At 42.3% G+C, this 22,237-nt stretch carries 25 protein-coding genes; 14 read left to right on the forward strand and 11 right to left on the reverse strand.

Annotated features, from left to right (window positions below; translation table 11 throughout):
* Positions 1 to 30 precede the first annotated feature (30 nt).
* The 5 genes from LU297_RS03970 to LU297_RS03990 form a co-directional block, all read right to left on the reverse strand.
* Positions 31 to 2,505, reverse strand: a complete 2,475-nt coding sequence (locus tag LU297_RS03970) for a TonB-dependent receptor plug domain-containing protein (protein WP_263077119.1) — start codon at positions 2,503 to 2,505, stop codon at positions 31 to 33.
* 108 nt (positions 2,506 to 2,613) lie between these two features.
* Positions 2,614 to 3,702 carry a cytochrome-c peroxidase gene (locus tag LU297_RS03975; RefSeq protein WP_263077120.1) on the reverse strand — a complete coding sequence of 363 codons (1,089 nt, stop codon included), beginning with the start codon at positions 3,700 to 3,702 and terminating at the stop codon, positions 2,614 to 2,616.
* A 284-nt stretch (positions 3,703 to 3,986) separates the two neighbouring features.
* Positions 3,987 to 4,871 (reverse strand): class II glutamine amidotransferase, encoded by an 885-nt coding sequence (locus tag LU297_RS03980; protein ID WP_263077121.1) that lies wholly within the window; start codon positions 4,869 to 4,871, stop codon positions 3,987 to 3,989.
* 162 nt (positions 4,872 to 5,033) lie between these two features.
* Entirely contained in the window at positions 5,034 to 5,498 is a 465-nt protein-coding gene (locus LU297_RS03985; RefSeq protein ID WP_263077122.1) for a GNAT family N-acetyltransferase, read from the reverse strand.
* A complete protein-coding gene (locus tag LU297_RS03990; protein WP_263077123.1) occupies positions 5,482 to 6,489 on the reverse strand; it encodes a homoserine kinase in 1,008 nt (335 codons plus the stop codon). Before LU297_RS03990 ends, LU297_RS03985 begins: the two co-directional genes overlap by 17 nt.
* A gap of 132 nt (positions 6,490 to 6,621) precedes the next feature.
* Between LU297_RS03990 and hisF the strand changes: the two genes are divergently transcribed.
* From hisF to LU297_RS04035, 9 genes are all read left to right on the forward strand, one after another.
* On the forward strand, positions 6,622 to 7,392 hold the full coding sequence (gene hisF, locus LU297_RS03995; protein ID WP_263077124.1) for an imidazole glycerol phosphate synthase subunit HisF: 771 nt from the start codon (positions 6,622 to 6,624) through the stop codon (positions 7,390 to 7,392).
* Between the two features lie 83 nt (positions 7,393 to 7,475).
* On the forward strand, positions 7,476 to 7,970 hold the full coding sequence (gene ribH / locus LU297_RS04000; protein WP_263077125.1) for a 6,7-dimethyl-8-ribityllumazine synthase: 495 nt from the start codon (positions 7,476 to 7,478) through the stop codon (positions 7,968 to 7,970).
* Positions 7,971 to 8,075: 105 nt separating this feature from the next.
* On the forward strand, positions 8,076 to 8,621 hold the full coding sequence (nusB, locus tag LU297_RS04005; RefSeq protein WP_263077126.1) for a transcription antitermination factor NusB: 546 nt from the start codon (positions 8,076 to 8,078) through the stop codon (positions 8,619 to 8,621).
* A gap of 63 nt (positions 8,622 to 8,684) precedes the next feature.
* Positions 8,685 to 9,557 carry a WG repeat-containing protein gene (locus tag LU297_RS04010; RefSeq protein ID WP_263077127.1) on the forward strand — a complete coding sequence of 291 codons (873 nt, stop codon included), beginning with the start codon at positions 8,685 to 8,687 and terminating at the stop codon, positions 9,555 to 9,557.
* 9 nt (positions 9,558 to 9,566) lie between these two features.
* On the forward strand, positions 9,567 to 10,532 hold the full coding sequence (gene thiL, locus LU297_RS04015; protein WP_263077128.1) for a thiamine-phosphate kinase: 966 nt from the start codon (positions 9,567 to 9,569) through the stop codon (positions 10,530 to 10,532).
* On the forward strand, positions 10,532 to 11,110 hold the full coding sequence (locus LU297_RS04020; RefSeq protein WP_263077129.1) for a RelA/SpoT-related domain-containing protein: 579 nt from the start codon (positions 10,532 to 10,534) through the stop codon (positions 11,108 to 11,110). Before thiL ends, LU297_RS04020 begins: the two co-directional genes overlap by 1 nt.
* 17 nt (positions 11,111 to 11,127) lie before the next feature.
* A complete protein-coding gene (locus tag LU297_RS04025; protein ID WP_263077130.1) occupies positions 11,128 to 11,538 on the forward strand; it encodes a S24 family peptidase in 411 nt (136 codons plus the stop codon).
* Between the two features lie 30 nt (positions 11,539 to 11,568).
* Complete coding sequence (locus LU297_RS04030; protein ID WP_263077131.1) at positions 11,569 to 12,195, forward strand: phosphatidylglycerophosphatase A family protein; 627 nt, start codon at positions 11,569 to 11,571, stop codon at positions 12,193 to 12,195.
* Positions 12,196 to 12,759, forward strand: coding sequence for a hypothetical protein (locus LU297_RS04035; RefSeq protein ID WP_263077132.1), 564 nt, complete (start codon positions 12,196 to 12,198; stop codon positions 12,757 to 12,759).
* On the opposite strand, the gene murI is transcribed toward LU297_RS04035, so the two are convergent.
* On the reverse strand, positions 12,742 to 13,584 hold the full coding sequence (murI, locus tag LU297_RS04040; RefSeq protein WP_263077133.1) for a glutamate racemase: 843 nt from the start codon (positions 13,582 to 13,584) through the stop codon (positions 12,742 to 12,744). The genes LU297_RS04035 and murI overlap by 18 nt on opposite strands.
* Before the next feature lie 528 nt (positions 13,585 to 14,112).
* Here murI and LU297_RS04045 point away from each other — a divergent pair.
* Both LU297_RS04045 and LU297_RS04050 read left to right on the forward strand, forming a co-directional pair.
* A complete protein-coding gene (locus LU297_RS04045) occupies positions 14,113 to 14,385 on the forward strand; it encodes a hypothetical protein (protein WP_263077134.1) in 273 nt (90 codons plus the stop codon).
* A 10-nt stretch (positions 14,386 to 14,395) separates the two neighbouring features.
* A complete protein-coding gene (locus LU297_RS04050) occupies positions 14,396 to 14,692 on the forward strand; it encodes a hypothetical protein (protein ID WP_263077135.1) in 297 nt (98 codons plus the stop codon).
* A 43-nt stretch (positions 14,693 to 14,735) separates the two neighbouring features.
* Here the strand turns inward: LU297_RS04050 and LU297_RS04055 are convergent, their stop codons facing one another.
* On the reverse strand, positions 14,736 to 15,107 hold the full coding sequence (locus tag LU297_RS04055) for a hypothetical protein (RefSeq protein WP_263077136.1): 372 nt from the start codon (positions 15,105 to 15,107) through the stop codon (positions 14,736 to 14,738).
* A 110-nt stretch (positions 15,108 to 15,217) separates the two neighbouring features.
* Here LU297_RS04055 and LU297_RS04060 point away from each other — a divergent pair, with 110 nt between their 5' ends.
* A complete protein-coding gene (locus tag LU297_RS04060) occupies positions 15,218 to 16,879 on the forward strand; it encodes an electron transfer flavoprotein-ubiquinone oxidoreductase (RefSeq protein WP_263077137.1) in 1,662 nt (553 codons plus the stop codon).
* 65 nt (positions 16,880 to 16,944) lie between these two features.
* Here the strand turns inward: LU297_RS04060 and ahpF are convergent, their stop codons facing one another.
* A complete protein-coding gene (gene ahpF, locus LU297_RS04065) occupies positions 16,945 to 18,498 on the reverse strand; it encodes an alkyl hydroperoxide reductase subunit F (RefSeq protein ID WP_263077138.1) in 1,554 nt (517 codons plus the stop codon).
* Between the two features lie 225 nt (positions 18,499 to 18,723).
* On the opposite strand from ahpF, the gene LU297_RS04070 reads away from it, so the two are divergent.
* On the forward strand, positions 18,724 to 18,945 hold the full coding sequence (locus tag LU297_RS04070; protein ID WP_263077139.1) for an HP1242/YdcH family protein: 222 nt from the start codon (positions 18,724 to 18,726) through the stop codon (positions 18,943 to 18,945).
* 62 nt (positions 18,946 to 19,007) lie between these two features.
* Here the strand turns inward: LU297_RS04070 and ahpC are convergent, their stop codons facing one another.
* Positions 19,008 to 19,574: an alkyl hydroperoxide reductase subunit C gene (ahpC, locus tag LU297_RS04075; RefSeq protein ID WP_263077140.1), complete on the reverse strand. Its 567-nt coding sequence runs from the start codon at positions 19,572 to 19,574 to the stop codon at positions 19,008 to 19,010.
* A gap of 258 nt (positions 19,575 to 19,832) precedes the next feature.
* Between ahpC and LU297_RS04080 the strand changes: the two genes are divergently transcribed.
* A complete protein-coding gene (locus tag LU297_RS04080; protein ID WP_263077141.1) occupies positions 19,833 to 20,729 on the forward strand; it encodes a hydrogen peroxide-inducible genes activator in 897 nt (298 codons plus the stop codon).
* Here LU297_RS04080 and LU297_RS04085 read toward each other — a convergent pair.
* Together LU297_RS04085 and LU297_RS04090 are read right to left on the reverse strand one after the other, a co-directional pair.
* The gene (locus LU297_RS04085; RefSeq protein ID WP_263077142.1) at positions 20,724 to 21,401 is read right to left on the reverse strand and encodes a M48 family metallopeptidase; all 678 of its coding nucleotides are present in this window, start codon (positions 21,399 to 21,401) and stop codon (positions 20,724 to 20,726) included. The two genes, LU297_RS04080 and LU297_RS04085, sit on opposite strands and share 6 nt — an antisense overlap.
* Positions 21,402 to 21,529: 128 nt before the next feature.
* Positions 21,530 to 22,204 carry a YiaD family glycine zipper/OmpA-like lipoprotein gene (locus LU297_RS04090; protein ID WP_263077143.1) on the reverse strand — a complete coding sequence of 225 codons (675 nt, stop codon included), beginning with the start codon at positions 22,202 to 22,204 and terminating at the stop codon, positions 21,530 to 21,532.
* Positions 22,205 to 22,237 lie beyond the last annotated feature (33 nt).

A 22,237-nucleotide genomic window follows, 5' to 3' on the forward strand; every position in this document is an offset into this window, starting at 1 on the left:
ATAAAAGCTCCCCAGTTGGGGAGTTTTTACCTAAAATTTAAAGGTCAATTCTGCCAAATATTGTCGTCCGATTTCAGATTCTAGTGACGAGCCGTTTAGGTATTTGTTTTGGCGGTTTAGGACATTATTGACCGTTACGCCCAAGATGGTTTGGTAGCGGTTGCCAAACGCATATTGGGCTTTTGCGTCCCATTCTAACGCACCCCCAATGTGCGTGGGGTTGTAGGCGGTGCGTACCAGTTCACCGTCATGATAAAACTGTTCGGCAGTAGGCAAACGACTGCCAACAGTAGCTTGATAATCAGTGCGATATCGCAGGGTATTGGTGAGTGTAAGCGGAATTTTGTGAAATTGGCTATTAATTCCTAGTCGATAGGTTCTAGGCTGGTTGTAGTTGTCAGCAGGTCTGTCCACATTGGCGATGACTTGACCATTATATAGGACGTATTTGTCTTCGTTGAGTGTGCTGTCGTCATAATCGTTAAAATTGCGATAAACATCGCTGACATCTGCACCAAAATACAACTGGTGATTTGCCCCTGCAAAGTCAAGCGGTTTTAGGGTGTTTAGAGTTAGACTATAATTTTTGGCATGACTTTGCCCCAGATTGTCATAGGACCACACAAGAGGTGAGAGGCTGACTCGGTAACGGCGAATCTGGTCTTTGTAGTCTCGTTCTACATATTTAAGCTGCCAAGCAGTATTATAAGCCTTACCAAACAATGTCAACACCTTTTCATCTGCATAAGGTGTGGCAAGAGTGTTGCGACTGGTATTGGTTGCCAATAAATTACCTGAGGTTACCCAGTCACTGTTGATATTGGTGCGAGTTTGTGTCCAGCCAAGTTTATTGATGCCGTCTTGTAAAGCAGTATTAAAAGCATTGCGTCCATAATAGCGGTTGTAGCCGACATCAATCGCCAGTTTGTCATTGGCAAATGGATAATAAGTTGCATTTAGGCGTGGGGAAAGCGTATCATCACGGCTTAGATTATCTTTGTCAAAACGCACACCAAGATTGGCTTTTAGATAGTCGCCAAAACTTAGATGGTTTTCAAGATAAGCCGACCAACTTGTTTGATTGACGTCAATTTTACCTGCTTGATTGTAAGTGCGGCGAACATGAAACTGTCCGACAGTTTTGCCGTTTCGTTCATATGTAGGGTCGCAATAAGGGTCAGTTGTACCGTCTGTACGCACACAGTTTGTACCATCGCCCCCAGTAGCGTTAGGAGCAAAATATTGATAAAAATCATGAGGGCGATACCAATTGGCAGTTTGTTTGCTTAGATTCGCCCCCAGTGTTGCTTGATAACCAAACCAGCCTTTTTGGTAGGGATTGAAGACAGATTTGACATGATATTCTAGGGTTTTGCCATGATGTTCCAAAGGGGAGCCTGCTGTCCCATCTGTTACCACACCTGCAACTCCCCAATTTTTGGCAGGTGATGACCGCCAAGGAACAGATTGGTTGGCATCGGTGGTGCGAGCTTGCTCTTTTTGGCTGTATGTTAGCCCGTGGGTCAAAACAGCGTTTTGCAACGCATGTTTAAAGGATAAATCAAAAGCATTCACTTGGGTGTTGATGTCCATGCGACTGCCCAAAACATTGTTTTGGTAGTACTCTCCGCCTGTGGTAGCATGGTTTAGATTTAATTTAACTTGGTTATCATCATCAATATCATAATACAATCCAAACATGACATTATCAGCTTGGCGTGTTTGGTTATAAGGGCGTGCGTCTGCTAGGCGAGATTTTAAATAAATATCCGACCAGCGATGAGATGCAGATAATTGCACACCAAGATTTTTGGTGGGATTGCCGTGCAGGGTTAAAGACACACCTTGTTTTTTGAATTCTTTTTGGTAATTGACATTGGTGCTGTCTTCAAAATTATCAATTTCAGATTGCGATACAGGATTAAATTTTGCCCAATCACTACTGGTATAATCATAGCTAACACTTCCATGAATTTTACCAACATCACTGGTGGGGCGACAGGTATTTGCTTTAACCACCCCACCAACAAAACTACCGTATTGAGCAGAGATATTACTATCCAAGACTTCTAGGCTGCACAATAAGTCTGTGTTGATTGTGATGTCTTGGGCGGTGGCAGGCAAAGAATCAGTAGCAGATGGATTATCTCCATTACCCGCAGGATTAATGGTATTAGCGATATTAATGTTGTCTAGTAGGATTTTGTTATCATAAAACAATGCTCCATTAATGCTAAAATCCCCTGCTGATAGCTCGCCTTGCTTACCTGCACGGCGATGAGCTTTGTCAAATTGAATGTTGGGGTGTTGTTTTAGAATGTCGCTGACAGTTTTATTGATGGTGGGGGCATTAGCAAGCTGTTGTTGAGTTTGGACGGTCTTGCCTGTTGTTCGTTCTAATGTGATGAACATTGGGTCAAGCTCAACATAAGGCAGTTCATCAGCATAAGCAGACGCACTGATAATCATCATTGATATGATAAGGAGAGTAGGTTTAGTAGTCATGGCTTTTCTCATTAATCATAATATTAATAATAATAATAATTATCATTAATTTAAATAAAAATGTCAATGGTAACATTTATTAATAAAAATTTACATTGTAACACAATGTTAAAGAGTCATTAAAAATGCTGTTAGAGCATCCATTTCGTCAGTGCTTAGCCCTAGTGGTTTGATGAGTGGGTCTAGGTGGTCTTCATGGGCAATAGGTGGAGCATCTTTGGTGGGTGATAAGGGCATGCCACGATTATAAATTGCCACTACGCCTCGCAGATTAATAAATAGTCCATGATGAAACCAAGGTTTAGAAACAGATAGATTGCGTAGCGATGGGGTTTTAAATTTACCAAAATCGCTTGGATTGTTCGTATTGGCATATCTGCCAAAATCTTGCCATTTGCGACCTGATAGGGTTTGATTGAGATTGTGAAATTGGTTGTCAGTCAAGGCTTGCCCAAAATGACAATTCATGCAGCGAGCTTTGGTGCGAAACAAATGCAGACCTAAAATCTCAGTGTCGGTCAAGGCGGTGGGGTCGCCATTTAAAAAATCATCAAAGCGTGTAGGATTGGGTGCAAGCGTTTGGAGATAAGCAGTCAAGGCTTGGGCAACTTGACTGATGTCAATGTCGGTCAGACGCTCACCAAAAACCATCTGAAATTTTGGCAAATAGCCTGCACTCACCAAGCGTGTCGGTACGCTATCAAGGGTAATGTCCATTTCATTGTGGTCGGTCAATGGCATAAGCACTTGCTCATCTAGTGTGCTTGCTCGCCCGTCCCAAAAAAATCCATTGGGTACAGGTGCATCAAGCCCCAGATGCAGTAAAGATTGAGCATTGCGTTTACCTTGCCTACCAAAGACACCAAGCGACACTGTGCGTGGGTCAGCAAAGGCGTGGGCTGGGTCATGGCAACTGACACAGGCGATTGTCTGATCTGATGAAAGTGCTTTTTCAAAAAATAAGGCTTGACCCAGTTTGACAAGCAAGGTGGGAGGCGTTGGATTGCGAGTGATGGGAGCAAGCTCAGTCCAATTTACACCTTCATCAATGGTGGGGGCGTGCCATTGGGCAGTTGGTTTAGTATAATGTGTGCGTAAGCAGGCGATGTCATACGCATGGTTATCCTGACAGACGGCAAATGCCCATTGGCTAACAAATAATAAAAAACACAACAAATATCTATAATGACAAAACATAACAATCCTTGCAGTAACAAAGATTTGCCTAGCATAAAACAAAAATACCAAATAGTAAATGATAATCAATCGCTATTCACCAAATTAAACCATTGGCTGTAATACATAAATTCATGATTTTTGTATTGTTAATACACTTTCATCATGGCTTAGAGGTGATTTTTGATGGATTTTTTGGTATTAAAATTCTTGATATGGATGCCAGCAACCAAAATTTTTGTAATTCTTGGTTGCATTTTTCCAATCTATATGTTGTCTTGATGATTTGTTGTTTTGTTTTCTTATCAAATACTCGCCCCAACCGCTCTGGCTTTTGCCAAACCCTCCTCAATCGTCAGATAGGTTTTTTTGCTTGGTGTATCGGCAAACACCACGCCACCATCTTGAAAAATCAGACATTCGTCCACGGCAAGCTGTTGCCATTTTTCATTTTTTGTCAAAGGAATGGTGGTCAAAATCGTCACCCTATCCTTATCTGTGGTGACATCGCCAAAGTTCACGCTCATCTCGCCATCTGATAATCTAGCCTCGCCAAAAGGTGCTTGACGAGTTAAATAAAACAGCAGACTACCAGCATAAGCCAATTGCCAATTGCCATTGGAAATGAGGCAATTAAATAAACCATTGGCGGATAAATAACGGCATTGGGCAGTCAAAAAAGCAAATAAGGCTTCATCAGATGGGCGAGATTTAAAAGTGGCTTTAAGACGATTTAATAAATAACAAAACGCAAGCTCGCTATCGGTCGTTCCCACAGGCGAATAATGCTCGGCATTGCCGTTGTTCATCAGTCGTGTTGTGCGAGCGATAAAGCTGTCTGTCATCTGCCCATTGTGAGCAAATGCCCATTGTTCGCCCCACACTTCACGCACAAAAGGGTGCGTGTTGGCAAGACAATTAACGCCTGTGGTTGCCTTTCTGATGTGGGCGATGACATTCATGGCTTTGATGGGATAGCTGTTTACCAAATCCGCCACAGGCGAGATATGGCAAGGCTTATCATCATGAAACTGACGAAGTCCTAGCGTGTCGCAATCACTTTTTTCAAAAAAGGCGATGCCAAAGCCGTCCTCGTGGTGGTCGGTCAAGCCCCCACGCTGGCGAAAGCCTGTAAAGCTAAATCCGATATCGGTTGGGGTATTGCAGTTCATTCCAAGTAGTTGGCACATTGTTTTACTCTTTTTGTGTAATGTTGCTTGGCAAATAATCGTGGCTATATTCAAATCTATACCAATACACCCCCAGACCCTGACTTACTCCCTTGGGAATAAAATTCAGACTGGGGCTGTCTTTTGTGTGTTTAGCATGGTCAATGATAATAAGATAATTTTTTAATCAATTACCTTTCTATACAATATCACTTCTGGTGTATCAGCAAATTTATTATAGACACGCTGAGCATCGTGATTATCTTTATCCGTTACCCAATAAACCCTATGCCACCCATTGTCTTTGGCTAAACAATAAATTTGCTCAATAGCAAAGCTGGCAACACCTTGCCGCCTTACATGATGTGCCACAAACAAATCTTCCAAATAACATACTGGTAAAGTATGCCATGTATTTGGGTGAATGACACAATGAGCAAAGGCGATTAGCTCATTATCTTGAAAAACACCAAATCCATGAATGTCTTTGGTTAATATTCTTTGCCATAATGTTTGAGTAACCACATCATCAACATCGGCTTTATAAAATTCCAAATAATCTTGCCATAAAGATAGCCATTTTTGTTGATGATGAGCAGTTAGATAGGTGAAGACAAGCTGACCTGCCATATCACACGCTCTCCCCATGACGATTTTTCCAATGATAACTCGCCAGCCGTTTCATCAAATCAGGATTTTTGACCATAATATCATCGCCTGTGCGTCCTTGTTCACGATTGTAATAAATGACATTGAGGCGAAGTAGCCAAAAAATCGTCGCCGCATAAGCCAGCATGATTGGCAAAGCATCTTGCTCATCAGCCGTCAAAGGACGCACACTTTGATAGCCTGCGATAAGAGCGGTTTTTTTCTTTTCGTCAAAATAGACACTCTCGCCATCACTAGCATTACCCCAAGTGGTGCAAAAATCATTGATGGTGATGGCAATATCCATCAAATAATGCTCCACCGACACTTCGGTAAAGTCAAGCAGTCCAGTCAGACGGGCTGCGTCCAAATCCCATAGCGTATTATCAGCAAATAAATCCAAATGACACAGTCCCTTTGGTAAATCTTTGGGCAAATGCTCGTACGCCGCCCAGATGTCATTCATTAGCCTAGCTTCGTCGATTGGCATGAATGCCGTCTCACGCTCCTTGACTCTCGCCCAGTCGTATAATGGCACACCATAATCTTCGGCAGGTTGTAGTGTTTTTAGGGTGTCGTGCAAGGTTGCCAACGCACGCCCCATTTGTTCGCACATCGCCTCATCAGTGATGGCAGGGTGCTTGCCTGACAATTTTGGCACGACCAAAATCGCCTTATTTTCATATCGCATCACACAATCTGCCCCAATATTCACACCTTTGGCGGTGCGTTTGACCAGCGGTGCTGCGATGGGCAGCTTGTCTTTTAGGGCGTGCATGATGGTTGCCATTTTTTCAATATCGGCTGGCACTCGCTCCTCATAGAGGGTAAAGACATAGCTAAAATCATCATCTGCGTCTGTTGTCGTCTGAATGAACCAGTTAGAATTTTTGACCCCTTGCACAATAGGAATGGCATTCTTAAAATTCACGCCATACAAACCACAAAATGCAAAAAATTCATCATCAGATAAGTGGGTATAAACAGACATATAAAATTCCTAAAATCCAAGCAATAATTGCTGTTATTTTAATGATTTTTTGTTAAAATTTCCAAAATATTTTTGCATATCTATTTGAACGATGAGCATAACCATCATCGTGATTAGCCAAAGGAAACTGTCATGCTAGCCAAACGCCTAATCCCTTGCCTTGATGTTGAAAATGGACGAGTCGTCAAGGGGGTCAATTTTGTGGACATCAAAGACGCTGGCGACCCTGTGGAAATTTCCAAACGCTACAACGACCAAGGGGCGGACGAGATTACTTTTTTGGACATCACCGCCACCTCAGACGGTCGAGACACCACTTATCATACTGTCGAATCCATCGCCAAATCGATTTTTATCCCGCTAACCGTGGGTGGTGGTGTGCGAAAAATTGATGACATTCGAAATCTGCTGAGTGCAGGGGCGGACAAGGTGGGCATCAACTCTGCCGCCATCACCAATCCTGACCTAGTCAGTGATGCCGCCGCTCGTTTTGGCAATCAATGTATCGTCGTCTCCATCGATGCCAAAAGAGTCATCAAAGCAGATGGTACGATTGGTTTTGAGATTTTTACACATGGCGGTCGTAAAGCAACTGGCATTGATGCAATAGACTGGGCGAAACAAATGACCGACAGAGGGGCTGGCGAACTCTTGGTTACCAGCATGGACGGCGATGGCACTCGGGCAGGCTATGATTTGTTACTGACTCGCACCATCTCGGAGATGGTTAATATCCCCGTCATCGCCTCAGGCGGTGTGGGCAATTTGCAGCATTTGGCAGACGGTATCCTAAAAGGCGGTGCTGATGCAGTGCTGGCAGCCAGCATCTTTCACTTTGGCGACTATACCATCAGGCAAGCCAAAGAATACATGGCAAGCCAACATATCCCTGTTCGACTGTGAAGTAGATTTGGGACAAAACAGCCCCAACTTGTGCTATAATGCTGGGGAAAATTTTCATACATCATCATTTACAAGGCAATTTTATGACAGTATTCACCTCCCAAAAAGCTGCCGTTACTCACATTGACGGTGCATTACACAACAATCAAAACCTACGCATCGGCATCGCTGTTGGGCGTTTTAATGGCTTTTTGGTTGAAAGTTTGGTTGAAGGAGCGTTAGACGCTCTACTTCGTCACGGTGTCCTTGGCGAAAACATCACGGTCGTGCGTGTACCAGGGGCATTTGAGTTGCCTTTGACTGCCAAGCGTATGGCAACTTCTGGCAAATTTGATGCCATTGTGGTGCTTGGGGCAATCATTCGTGGGGCGACACCGCATTTTGACATCGTGGCAAGTGAGAGTGCCAAAGGTCTCTCCAAAGTCGCCTTAGACCATGGCATTCCTGTCATCAATGGCATCTTGACCACCGAAAACATTGAGCAGACCATCGAACGAGCAGGCACAAAGGCTGGCAACAAAGGCTATGAAGCTGCCATGACCGCCATTGAAATGGTTAGCGTTCTACAAGACATTTGACACAATACTGTCAGCACTTAGGCAGGTGCTTGATGATTATAAAGCTCCTGCCAATTTTTTCCATTAAAAGATGATTTTAATGCAGCACTATTTATAAGGTAAATTATGACCAACATCACGCCCGACAACGACCAATTTGACATCAACGAAACAGGCTATAAGACCACCCACACTGCTGTTCGCAAAGCTCGCCGTTTTGCCCTACAAGGTCTATATGAGTGGCTTTTGACCGACCATCGTTTTGCCAAAATCGACCGCCATCTGATGGGTGGTAACGAACCGCACACCATCGCTGCTCGCACTCGTGCAGATAATGCCATGCATACGGTACATCTAGGCTATTATCACGAAATGATGCGTCGCATTCCCGAAAAAGCTGATGAATTGGTGATGGAGTTGGCACAACACATCGACCGTAGTTTTGACCGTCTAGACCCCATCGAAAAAGCGGTACTACTTATCGGTGCTTATGAACTCAAATACAGTCTGCATATCCCTTACAAAGTGGTGCTTGATGAAGCGATGCAACTAAACACTCACTTTGGGGCAACCGATGCCCATAAGTTCATCAATGCGGTGTTGGACAGATATGCCAAGCAGACACGAGAGCTTGAATATCAAGCCAACAAAGCTCAAAAATCTACAAAATAAGAACTGACAATAAACCAAAATACGCTATTGCAAAATGGCGTATTTTTCTATAAAAGAGGCTAAATGGCACAAAAACATCATGCTAACCATCGTCAGCAATACGATGATGACATCTTTTTAATCAAAAAGAATAAAAAGTTTGGACTGGTTGATAAGAATAACAGCCCCATCACATCGGTGATGTATGATGATATTTTGCCACCTGAAAATGGTTTGTTTCGTGCCATTTTAAACGATGAGTGGTACATATTAAATCAACAAGGTCACGCCATAAGTCCTGCTTATCATTATATTGGCTACATTGAAGACAATCGTACCAAAGTTAAGTTATTTGACAAATTTGCCTTGTTTCATATCGACAATGGCTTATTGACGGATTTTGTATTTGATGGGATTGATGATTTCATCGAAGACCTAGCACGCATTCGTCAAGGCGACAAGTATGGCTATCTTGATAGAAATGGGCAAATTGTGATTGATTGTCGATATGACGATGCGGGTTATTTTTCACAAGGATTAAGTTACGCCCGAAAAGATGACAAATATGGCTATATTGATGCTCAAAATCAAACAGTCATCGATTTTATTTATGATGATGCTGACTCATTCAGTGAAGACTTGGCATCAGTGATGAAAGATGGCAAGACTGCCTTTATTGACAAAACTGACAAAGTGATGATTGGCTGGGCGGACTATGAAGCCAAATATTTTTTGCGTGGTGTCGCCCAAATCATCATTGATGAAAAAATTGGCTTTATAGATAAAGCAGGTCATATAATGATTGAACCACAATTTGACTATGCCAGTTATTTTGATGAAGAAACTGATTTGGCAAATGTAGAAAAAGACGGCAAAGAATTTAAAATTAACCGTCAAGGAAAGCAAGTAGGTAAGGCTAAGCAGGCTTTGCATTGGACTGACATATTTTTGACTTAAAAGGAATCTATGAGCGAATTTTCTTTAATCCACACCCATTTTAAACACGCCACCGCCAAACACAAAAACACCATGTTGGGCATTGGCGATGATTGTGCGGTAAGTGCCATTCCTTCTGATTGTGAACTCATCAGCTGTGTCGATACGCTGGTGGCAGGACGGCATTTTGTGTTTGAGACCGACCCACACGCCATCGGGTTTAAATCGGTAGCGGTGAATTTATCGGATTTGGCAAGTATGGGAGCAACGCCTTATGCAATTTTATTGGGATTATCTTTACCAAATAATGATAATGAGTGGTTAAAAGAATTTAGTCGTGGTATTAGCGATATTTGCCAAAAGTTTAATGTGGAGTTAATCGGGGGCGATACCACAAAGTCGGATATTCTGACCATTTCTATTACCGCACTTGGCTTTATTAAAAAAGGCAAAAGCATAAAAAGAAATAATGCCAAAATCGGCGATGTGATTTGTGTCAGTGGCAATATTGGCTCGGCAAGTTTGGCATTAAATCATATTTTGGGCGAAAATGGACATTGCAAACATTCTAACTCCTTAAATGATTTATCGCCCACATTATGCACCGCCCTACAATACCCAACGCCACAAATTGATTTGGGACAAAAGTTAATTGACTATGCCCACAGCATGATTGACATTTCGGACGGCTTGGGGCAAGATTTGGGGCATATTTTAAAAAATAGCGGTATGGGAGCAAAGCTGTATTTGGACAATATCCCTTGTGCTGATGAATTAAATGCTTTGCCGTTTGATAAAAAATATCAGCATATTTTAAATGGTGGCGATGATTATCAACTTTGTTTTACAATATCAAAAGATAAATTTGATGAATTTAATATGCTTTATCCTAATTTAATTTACCCCATTGGCGAAATTGTAGAAAAACAAGGGGTGGAAATTTATTATCAAAATCAAATATTGGATTTTGAGATTAAAGGTTGGGAGCATTTTTGATGAGCTTACAAACTGATAACATAGAAAAAACCGAACGCCTAATCCGTGAAATTAACTTAATTCACGCCAAATATTCGTCAGATTATTTTGAAACAGGAAAAGTGGAAAAAATCAATTTAAGCCGTAGCTTAAAAAATATTCCAACAGAACATATTTTCTCTTATCGGCTCAATTTACACGAAGCGATTAACGATTATTTGTTATTTTCTGACACCAAAGATATTAACTTTTATTATCGTGTCAAAACTTCTGAAAGCATTCAAGATAAAATTGAGCGTTATTTAAATCGTCAAAATCAATACCCAACCAATAATATTTTAAATGACATTTTTGGGGCAAGAATTGTTTTGCCGTCTGATGATATTGCCATTATTTTGGAAAAATTGGACAATTACAAAGACAAATACAGTCTTAAAAATTGGTATTTAAGAGATGTTGATGGTTATGTTGGTATCCATATTTATTTTAAAAATTCTAGTAATTTTTATTACCCTTGGGAATTACAAATTTGGGACGAAAATGACGCATTAAGCAATATTAAAAATCATATACTTTATAAAAGAAATTTTGTTAAATAATTTGAGAGCGAAAGGCAATGAATGAAATTCCATCGCATTTAATTTTTGGTAACACCTATTCTGATTTTGAAAAGAAGAAAGGTAATCCAACCGAATTTCTACCTATTAGCAAAGAATTGGCTGACGAATTGGGCGTGCAAGTTGAAAATTGTGCCTTTTTTCCTTATAGTGGCGAAACAATGAAACCAACTCTAAATGGCAAGGGTATTATGCTTGCTGATTTGTCCGATAATAAATTACAAGATGGTAAAATCTATCTTTTAAGTATCAATTCCAGACTAGTTGTTAGGCGAGTGCAGATTTTATTAGATAAAATTATTTTAATTGCAGATAATCCAAAATACCAAAATATTGAAGTTTTTGGCGAGCATTTAAATAATTTAAAGGTAATTGGAAGATTGCGTTATATTATGCAAAATTTTGATTAATTTATTGATAGAAATATAAGTAAAATTGTTATGACTAACCACAAACCCGATATTTATAAATCCAACCTGTGTCCGCCTTGCCCACCCACCGCCACCGCCTTTGAAAGATGTGTGTATTGGCTAGGCATTGGGCTTGGTTCTGGTCTGCCCAAAAAAGCCCCTGGTACTTGGGGAACGGTGGGTGGACTTGTTATTGCTATGCCAATGTTATTATTGGGGTTTTGGGGGTTTTTGATTATTACCATTATTGGCTGTTTAATTGGTAGTTATATTTGTGGTAAGACTTCGGATTTGATGAATGTTCACGATGACCCACATATTGTGTTTGATGAATGGGTGGGAATGTGGATTGCATTATTGCCCTATTCCTATTTTATTTTCAACGGTCAAGACATGCATGAACTCATTTGGCTTGGGGTTGGAGCATTGATTGCCAATCCTGTCATGACCATCTTTGCAACCATATTGGCTTTTCTACCGCCTTTTGCCCTATTTCGCTTTTTTGACATTATTAAACCATTTCCGATTAAATGGGTGGATAAAAATGTCTCGGGTGGATTTGGTATTTTGATTGATGATGTATTGGCAGGGATAATGGCGGCATCTGGTGTACTGCTTACCGTTTGGGGTATGGTGGCTGTGTTTGGTATGTCTTAGATGATTGCTGATTATTCTGTGGATTTGGGACTGATTGTTTTAATAATAAGTGCCGCATTGTTATTTGCCTTTAAACGAGCTGCCAGCTTGCACGAGTATCCAAAAGAACAAATTTTATATGCTTTTTTATTATTTGGCGGTGCATTAGGCGGTATCTTGACCGCAGGACTGATGATATTATTTAGTCTGTCGGCAGAAGACTGGCAATCCTTGTCATTACAATCACTTGATGTCGCCATCATCGCTCAATCATTGCTTGGTGGCGTTGGCTTATTCGGCATTACTGGGGCATTTATCGGTCTGATTCCAGCAGTCATCACAGGCATCATCATTACCAAAAAACGCTTCACTCTTGTGGCAGTAAGCGAGTATTTGTCAGTCTTTATCATCGGATTTTTGGTCAGTTTGCCCATGGTCTTATTGGTGCACTATTTATTTTTTGAAGAGATTTTAATCACCATCAAAGAACTCTTATTTATCCTTACCCCCTGTATTTCTGGTGGATTGTCCGCTATGATTTTGCTTAGGCTGTTTGTGCCAAATCGCTCACTCCATCAAAAATGACACAGGCATACCCGCCAATCTATTGGCAGTTGCTCGTACGCTGTCGGTCAAATCTGACGCATAAAACTGCACCTGCGTGCTGGCAGTGTTCGTATCATTTTGGGCGATTTTAAACAATTCCAACAACGACTGCACTCGCTTGGCGATGGCAACCCCAGAATCAATCAAAGTCATCTCAATGCCCTGCTCATCAATCCACGCCTGCAAAAACTCCCTAAAAAACGGATAATGCGTACAGCCTAGCACGATGACATCAACGCCCATCTGTTGCCATTTTTTGGTTTGCTCAATCAGTAAATCTGCCACCTGATGTGTGATGGGCATTCCCTGCTCCACCCACGGCACAAGCATTGGTTCAAAGTGCTTATATACTGTAATACCATTTGGTGTCGCCACCTCGTCAATCACTTGGGTCAGTAGCCTGCCTTGTAATGTTGCCTGCGTGGCAAGCACCGCTATTTGTCCTGTTTGAGTGATTTGGCAGGCTGGCTTGACCGCAGGCACCAGCCCAACAATCGGCACATGGCAACGCTCTCGTAGGGCGGACAAGGCGTGAGCTGAGGCACTATTACAGGCAATGACGACCAATTTACAGCCCTTTTTACACAGCCAATCCACCGCCTGTAAAGTCAGTAACAAAATCTCATCGGCAGATTTGTTACCATAGGGAACATTTTTGGTATCGGCATAATAAATATAGCTTTCATACGGCATCAACGCCGCCAAATGACGCAAGACCGATAGACCGCCCACGCCAGAATCAAACACACCAATCGGTGCTAAATTTGATGAATGATGGCTATCAAAGACAGGTTGGGTCGTCATAATCATTGCTCGTTTGGCTGATATTTTTGTGTGTATTTTAGCACCACTGATTTATTTTAGCATTATTTTATCATATTCTGACGGTAATTCTTGATGATTTGGCTGAATGTACCGCACCGAGCAAATGCACTTGTATGAGAGATTTTAAGCGTTTTAGACTTAGCCATCAAATAAACGAAAACACCGACCTAAAAAAACAGGCTAAAAACTAGCCAAAGACGAACAGGAACGCCAAGAGAAAGAGCGAGCCGAACAGCGAAGAAAAACACTCATTTAAAATGCCTGAGAGCCTAGATGAGCAATACCAAGGGCAGGCCCTTGATGAAGTTGCCAAGAGTTTTGATAACAGTATTTTTTTCAAAGTGGTTCAAGGAGGCATGAGAGCAAAGAGTAGCCCATAAAGACCCTAAATTCATTGGTAAGTTTTATGAGTTGTTTGGGTGGTGAAAGTAAATCTTATTTCAGTTGATTTTAAAAATATATCAATGTAGAATAAGTGAATTGTTTAATTTTAGAAGGGGTAAGACTATGCTCAAGAAAACATTAATTGTTTCAACAGCTTTACTTAATATGATATTATTTCCAGCAGTAGCCCAAGCCAAAACTTATACAGATACTGCAAAATGTGCAGTTATTGTGCATGATAAAAGTATTGCTCCTGCCAATCCACCACAATGGGTAACAGGTACAGGTACAGGAAAAACTAAAGCACTGGCTTGTACGGCTGCGAAAAAGAATGCAACGAGCAAAGCTCCAAGAGGCACTTATGCTCGTCATTGTGATTGCGGTAAAAGAATTTAAGGAGTTTTAAATGCCAATAGGCTATGAAGAAGTAGTCAGAACCGTTGTTTTTGATGTAATTGATACAGATGATGATGGTTTGGTTTATAGGCTTGAAGTACTTAAATCCAGTAATGGATTTAGGGGGCAATTATTCAGATTGGATTCATTTTCTTTGGAATGTTCTTTTTCTGATAATAAGCCTGATGAAAGTTTTTATGTGCTAGACACCCATTCTCATTCTGTAGATTTGGATGAAAAGGTATTTGATGACCCACAAAGTTGCATTGATTTTGTTGCCAATGCCTTACAAGAAAACTTTTCTTAGAAAATTAAACCCATTATTGTTGAAATCAATAATGGGTTTTTAATTACTTCAACTCCGCCACGCAATACCTATCGCCCTTACTGCCATAATTGCATTTGCTTTCAATGACTTTTACGCATAACCGCTTATCGCAATGACTGGTTTGTAGGCATTGCAGGTTTTGGGCTTTCTCAATTTTGGCGGTTAGGTGGTCTAGTTCCACTCGTCTGCTTGCAATTTCATCAAGGCTAGGCACAAACCACAGCATAAAGCCCATACAGCACGCCATAAACACCACAAAACCGCCAAAATACCAAAGGTTAATACATAAATTAAATAAGACAATTTGATGGATAAAAAAACCATTTTTGCAAAACAATGGTAAAAAATCGTGAGCAAATGCCGTCAATTTATCGCTTTTACCCAAATCAATCACATAAAGTCAATAAATTAACTTGCCTAATTGCATAAGATTGCTAAAATAGACATATCTAGCACGCTAATCCTGATGGTTAGCCAGCCATATTGATATTAAGGAATCTTTTTATGCAAATCGAACGAGAATCTATGGAATTTGATGTCGTCATCGTTGGCGGTGGTCCTGCTGGATTATCAGCAGCCATTCGCTTGCGTCAGCTTGCCATTGCCGCTGGCATGGACGAGTTTACCGTTTGCGTCATCGAAAAAGGCTCAGAATTTGGGGCTCATACACTCTCTGGTGCGATTATGGAAACTCGTGCTTTGGACGAGTTGATTCCTGATTGGCAAAATAAAGGTGCACCCATCACAGTCGCCGCCAAAGAAGACCGAGTCTATATGCTAGGCAGTGACACTCGCAGCACTCGCTTGCCTGATGCCATCGTGCCAGCCAGTATGCACAACAAAGGCAACTACATCGTCTCTTTGGGCAATGTGGTGCGTTGGCTTGCTCAGCAGGCAGAAGAGCTGGAAGTCATGATGTTTGCAGGTTTTAGTGCCAGCGACATCTTATACCACGAAGATGGCTCGGTGCGTGGTATCGTAACAGGCGACATGGGTGTCAATGCCAAAGGCGAGCCAAAATCATCGTTTGAGGCAGGTTATGAGCTGATTGCCAAATACACCATCTTTGCCGAAGGTTGTCGTGGACATCTGGGCAAACGCCTAATCAGCCGTTTTCATTTGGATAAAGACAAAGACCCACAACATTATGGCATTGGACTCAAAGAGCTGTGGGAGATTGACGCTGACAAGCACGAAGAAGGTGTGATTTTGCACGGTTCTGGTTGGCCATTATCGGAAACTGGCAGTACAGGCGGCTGGTTCTTGTACTTTGCAGAAAATAATCAGGTCAGCTTTGGTTTAGTGGTGGATTTATCTTATCACAATCCCCATCTGTCACCCTTTGACGAACTGCAACGCCTCAAACTACACCCACTCATTCGCCCAATCCTAGAAGGTGGTAAACGCCTGTCTTATGGTGCAAGAGCCTTGACCAAAGGCGGTCTAAACAGCCTGCCAAAACTTAGCTTTGCTGGTGGTGTCTTGGTTGGCGATGATGCAGGCTTTCTCAATCCTGCCAAAATCAAAGGCACGCACACCGCAATGAAATCAGGCATGCTGGCAGCCGAAAGCATTTTTGATGCCATCAAACAAGGTCGAAGTGGCGATGAGGTGGCAGAATACGAACAAGCATTCAAAAATTCTTGGTTGTTTGAAGAGGCTCATCAGGCACGCAACTTCTCGCCTGCGATGCACCGCATGGGGTCATGGCTGGGCGGTGCGTTTACTTTTGTCGAACAAAACCTACTTGGTGGCAAAATGCCGCTAACCATCAATGACACCACGCCTGACCATAGCCAGCTTGACAAGGCAGATTATGCTTATCGACCCAACTATCCTAAACCAGATGGCAAATTGACTTTTGATAAACTTTCTAGCGTGTTTATTTCTAATACCAACCACGCCGAAGACCAACCTTGCCATCTGCGATTGACCGACAACACAGTCCCCATCAGCACCAATCTACCACTCTATGCCGAGCCTGCTCAGCGTTATTGTCCTGCTGGGGTATACGAAATTGTCCAAAAAGAAGGTCAAGAACCCACCTTTGTCATCAATGCCCAAAACTGTGTGCATTGCAAAACTTGCGACATCAAAGACCCATCACAAAACATCACTTGGGTCACGCCAGAAGGTGGTGGTGGTCCAAACTACCCCAATATGTAAGCAAGCACATCATAAAAAAAGCGTACCTAAATGGCACGCTTTTTTTATCGCTCAATGCTGCTCAATCAATGACTCATCATCAAATATTCAAAGGCAGCCAGCCCTGCTTTTGAACCTTCGCCCATGGCGATATTGATTTGTTTAAATGGTACTGTCGTCACATCACCACAAGCAAAAATCCCTGCTTTGTTGGTACGGCATTTTTCATCGATGATGATTTCGCCTTGTGCATTGGTTGCCACCACAGATTTGACAACATCAGCATTTGGCACCAGTCCAATCTGCACAAACACCGCAGACAATGGCAAGGTTTTTTGTTCGCCAGTGCTGCGATCTTGATAAATCAATCCACTCACCTTGCCATCGGTAGCAAGAATTTCTTGTGTCGCTGCCATCTTGATGATGTCAATATTTTTGGTGGTCATCGCTTTGTCAATCAGCACTTGGTCAGCACGCAAGGACTCGCCAAATTCTAATACAGTCACATGATTGACAATGCCTGACAAATCAAGTGCTGCTTCAATACCAGAATTACCACCGCCAATCACCGCCACAGGCTTACCCTTAAAAAACGGCCCATCACAATGTGGGCAATACGCCACACCATTGCCAATGTATTCATCTTCTCCCTTGACACCAAGTTTACGCCAATTCGCTCCCGTCGCCACAATCACGGTGCGACTTGTCCAACTTGCCCCTGTATTTAGCGTGATTTGATAACCGCCTTGCACCTCATCGATTTGGCTGACACGCACATGTTCTTTGACAGTAATGTCATACGACTTGATGTGGGTTGCCAGATTGGCTGCCAGCGTATTGCCATTGGTCAAGGGTACTGAGATGAGATTTTCGATGTCTTGGGTGTCTTTGACCTGACCGCCAATACGGTCAGCAACCATCGCCACACGCAATCCCTTACGAGCAGTATAAATTGCCGCCGCACTGCCTGCTGGACCACCACCGATAACGGTGACATCTTGGACTGGCAAACTCTCATCAACGGTATTTAATAGTTGTGGATAATGTTCTTGTAATTTTTCAATCAATTTGGCGGTATCAATTTTACCATTAGCAAATGGCTGACCATTTAAAAACACCGCTGGCACACCCTGAATAGAATGCTTTTCCACCAACTCTGGGAACACGCCGCCATCAATCATCTGACTGCTAATGTTGTCATTAAGCAAAGCAAACTGGTTTAATGCCTGCACCACATCAGGGCAGTTATGGCAAGACAGTGACACAAAGGTCTCAAAATGCAAAGGCGTCTGAATGCTTTTGATTAACGCCTGAATGTCATCGTCCAATTTGAGCGTATGTCCACCTGCTTGCAAAATCGCCAAAATCAACGAGCTAAACTCATGCCCACCTGGAATACCGCTAAACACAATGCCTGTATCCTGCCCTTGTGTAGCAATCTTAAAACTCATCGGCGATAAATGCTCATCACGGTGCGATTCATCAAAGATAATCTTATCGCTGGTGCTGGCAAGTTTTTGCAAAAAATCAATCAATTCGCCACGCTTATGATGCTCCCCCTGCCCAATAATCATCTGAATGGGACGGGTCATTTTTTCACTATAACTTCTGACAGCCTCTAATAAATTTTGGTCTAGCATGACACACCTACCTGTTACTTGATAAGATTTATTGAAAAAATTATTATAACCCAAATTAACCAATTTCCCAAATTTATCATCAATACAGCATGACATTTGATGATTTTGCATGGGATTTCATCTGCGATGGCTTGATAATATTTGCCATTCTTGATAATATAAAGCCAAGGTTATTTTGACCGACTTGGAAATTTTTTTCCACATTCACATGATTAGGAGAACATTATGTTGCCAGAATACAGAGAGCTAATGACTCAACTAAAAACAGAAGGCGATGCACACTTTCTAAAACTATTCAACGAACACAATGAGTTGGACACCGAAATCGAAAAGCTAGAAAATGACCCAGTTGCTTCTGTCAGTCGTGCCAGCGAAATCGACGAAATGAAACACAAAAAACTACATCTAAAAGACGAACTAAAAGCCTATCTAGAAAGCAAAGCCTAATTTGCTCGTCATCAAAAAACCCCAAAATTGATTTGGGGTTTTTTAATCATCATCTTAGCAGATTAGATTTTGCCCACCAAGTCAAGGCTTGGTTTTAGGGTTTCTTGACCTTGCTCCCAAGCAGCTGGGCAGACCTCGCCATCATTCTCACGCACATATTGAGCCGCTTTTACCTTGCGAACCATGTCTTTGGCAGAACGACCAATGCCCAAATCGTGAATCTCTGCCACTTTGATTAGACCATCTGGGTCAACCAAGAAAGTGCCACGCAATGCTGCATGCTCACCCTCAATCATCACATTAAAACCACGAGTAATCTCGCCTGTGCCATCGCCTAGCATTGGATAATTGACTTTGGCAATCGCAGGCGAAGTGTCATGCCATGCTTTATGCACAAAATGCGTATCTGTTGATACTGCATACACCTCAACACCCAAGCCTTTTAGCTCTTCATAATGCTCAGCCATGTCTTCAAGCTCGGTTGGGCAAACAAAGGTAAAATCGTGTGGATAAAATAGAAAAATCGCCCACTTTCCCTTGACATCAGCGGTTGTAATGGTTTTAAATTCGCCATTAACATACGCTTGGGTCGAAAATTCTGGAATATGCTGATTGATGATTGCCGCCATAATTCACTCCTATTTTTTGCGGTAAAAAGACGATAATGCAGACAGTGATGATTTAATTTTATGATTAAAAAATACAAATCTGCTGTTTTATTTTATCAAACTTAGCCATGCTTGAATATGTCTTTTTATCAAAAAATACACACCAAATCCAAAAAAATTCATCAATATCCAGCAAAATCTCAAAATTTATTATCAAAAATCAGCAGAATGATTTATAATCTATATCATTGATGATGAAATGGAAAAATAGGATTTTTTATGATTACTTTACGCCAGTTAGAATTCGCTCTTGCTGTTGCCAAGCATCGCCATTTTAAACGAGCCGCCGAAGAATGCAATATTTCTCAGTCCGCCCTAAGTCTGGGCATTGCTGAACTAGAAAAACAGCTTAATACCCAGATTTTTGAACGCAATAACAAACAAGTACTCATCACGCCCATTGGCGAGGAGCTACTAGAAAGAGCTCAGAATATTTTTAGCGACATCAATGATTTGATTACCCGAGCCCAAAGCCATCAGACACCATTGACTTATCCAATGACCATCGGCATCATTCCGACCGTCGCCCCTTTTTTATTGCCAAAAGTATTGCCAACACTCAAAGAAAAATTCCCCGCCTTTGAATTGTCAGTCATCGAACAAAAAACCGAGCGACTCATCGATCAGGTGCGTTATGGGCATATCGACACCGCCATCATTGCCCTGCCTTATGCGGTGGAGGGTCTGCACGCCTTTGAATTTTGGGCAGAAGATTTTTATGCGATTTTGCCACAGCCTGCCCAAAATGGCACGCACAACGCCATCACTGGCGATGCTCTATCACAAAGCAATCTGCTGTTGCTTGGCGAGGGTCATTGTTTGACCGACCAGACTTTATCTGTTTGTTCATTGAACAAAAACCAAATCAAATCAAGCTTTTCAGACGCCAGTCTCAATACATTGATTCAAATGAGTCTGGCAGGCATGGGAACAACCCTAGTACCAAAAATGGCACTAGACCAATTTGCCAGCAATCAACAAATCCACGCTGTGCCACTGGCTGAACCTGGCCCACACCGCCGTCTGGCATTCATCACTCGCCTCAATTATGCTCGTGTCAATGATGTCAAATTGCTCAGTGAAGCCTTTAAACAAGCATTAAGCAGCCTATCATAACGCCTGTCCACGAAGCAAGCTGTGCCAATGCTGATAATCTGGCATGGCTTGTTTGACACTCTCCCAAAACAAAGATCCATGATTGGCATGATGCAAATGGCATAATTCATGCACCACGACATATTCTAAGCATTGGCGTGGATAGGCTGCCAGCCGACTGGATAAGGCAATTTTGGCAGTAACAACCTGACAACTCCCCCAGCGACTACGCATATTTTTGATGACGAACGCACTGGCTGACTTGCCAACAACCATCTGCCATCGCTGGCTGATTGAAGGCAGGGCTTGCTGAATTTCAGCTCGATAAATCCACTCCACCTGCTCTTCTTGACTTAATTGCCCAAAAGACAGTCGCTCCTGCTGACTAAGCCCTGCTTGATTTAGCCATTCGTCAATCACCAGCGGCTCTCCCCACAAAGTTGGCTTGACCATCTGCTGTCGTGCCAGCAGTCTTTGATGTGCTGACACCGCCCAATCATAACGCTTGGCAATCGCCTGTGCCACGACAAGCCGACTGATACTTTTTGGCGTACTGACATACAAATAGCCCAGCTTAACACGAAAATTGATGTTTTTGACCGCTTTGGTCTGAATCACAAGCGTCATGCCTTGCTTGGCAAGTCGTTCATGCAACTGCGTCAAGACTGTCACATCATCTTTGTTAAAAAACACACACCACCATCGACCAACTTTTCTTTAAAATGCCAAACCATTATATCGCACCATGACTGTTTGGTATATCATTCAAAAAAAGAAAAACGAGCCAATCACTTGGCTCGTTTTGTCTTATCGACCAACACTTACATATTTTGTGGTGTTTGGATTGTTAGCTCAACACGGCGGTTTTGGGCACGACCTGCGTCAGTCGCATTGCTGGCGATAGGCTGTGTTTTACCATAGCCAACTGTTTGGATACGACTGGCATCAACACCTTGTACAACCAAATAGTTACGCACAGAAGCGGCACGCTGTTCTGACAGACGATAGTTATAAGCATCAGAACCGTTAGCGTCAGTATGACCAGCAACCACGATGGTGGTCTTGTCATATTGTTTCATTGTTTGAGCCAATTGGTTTAGGCTGCCTGTGAACGCTGGGTTTAAAGTTGCATCATCATAAGCAAAAGTGATGTTACCTGGCATCACAAGATTGATGTCGCCTGTGGTTGGGTTTTGTTCAACCTTCACGCCAGTGCCTTGCATTTGGGTTTGGATTTGTTTGGCTTGGCGTTGCATGTATGCACCAGCTGCACCACCGATAACCGCACCAATTGCAGCATCACGACCTGTTTTTTCGCCACCAGTTGCCTTAGAGATGGCTGCACCAGCCGCTGCACCAGCAATCGTGCCAAGTACCGCTTTATTGATATTGCCAAAACCTGCACCAACGCTAGCACCAGTACCAGTATTGGCACAACCTGCCAACGCCATGCTAGAAGCCAAAACAGACACACCTAAGAATTTTACAGCTTTCATTATTATCTCCTTATTTTGAGATGAAATGGGAAT

This window comes from Moraxella nasicaprae (assembly GCF_025643275.1).
Taxonomy (GTDB): domain Bacteria; phylum Pseudomonadota; class Gammaproteobacteria; order Pseudomonadales; family Moraxellaceae; genus Moraxella; species Moraxella nasicaprae.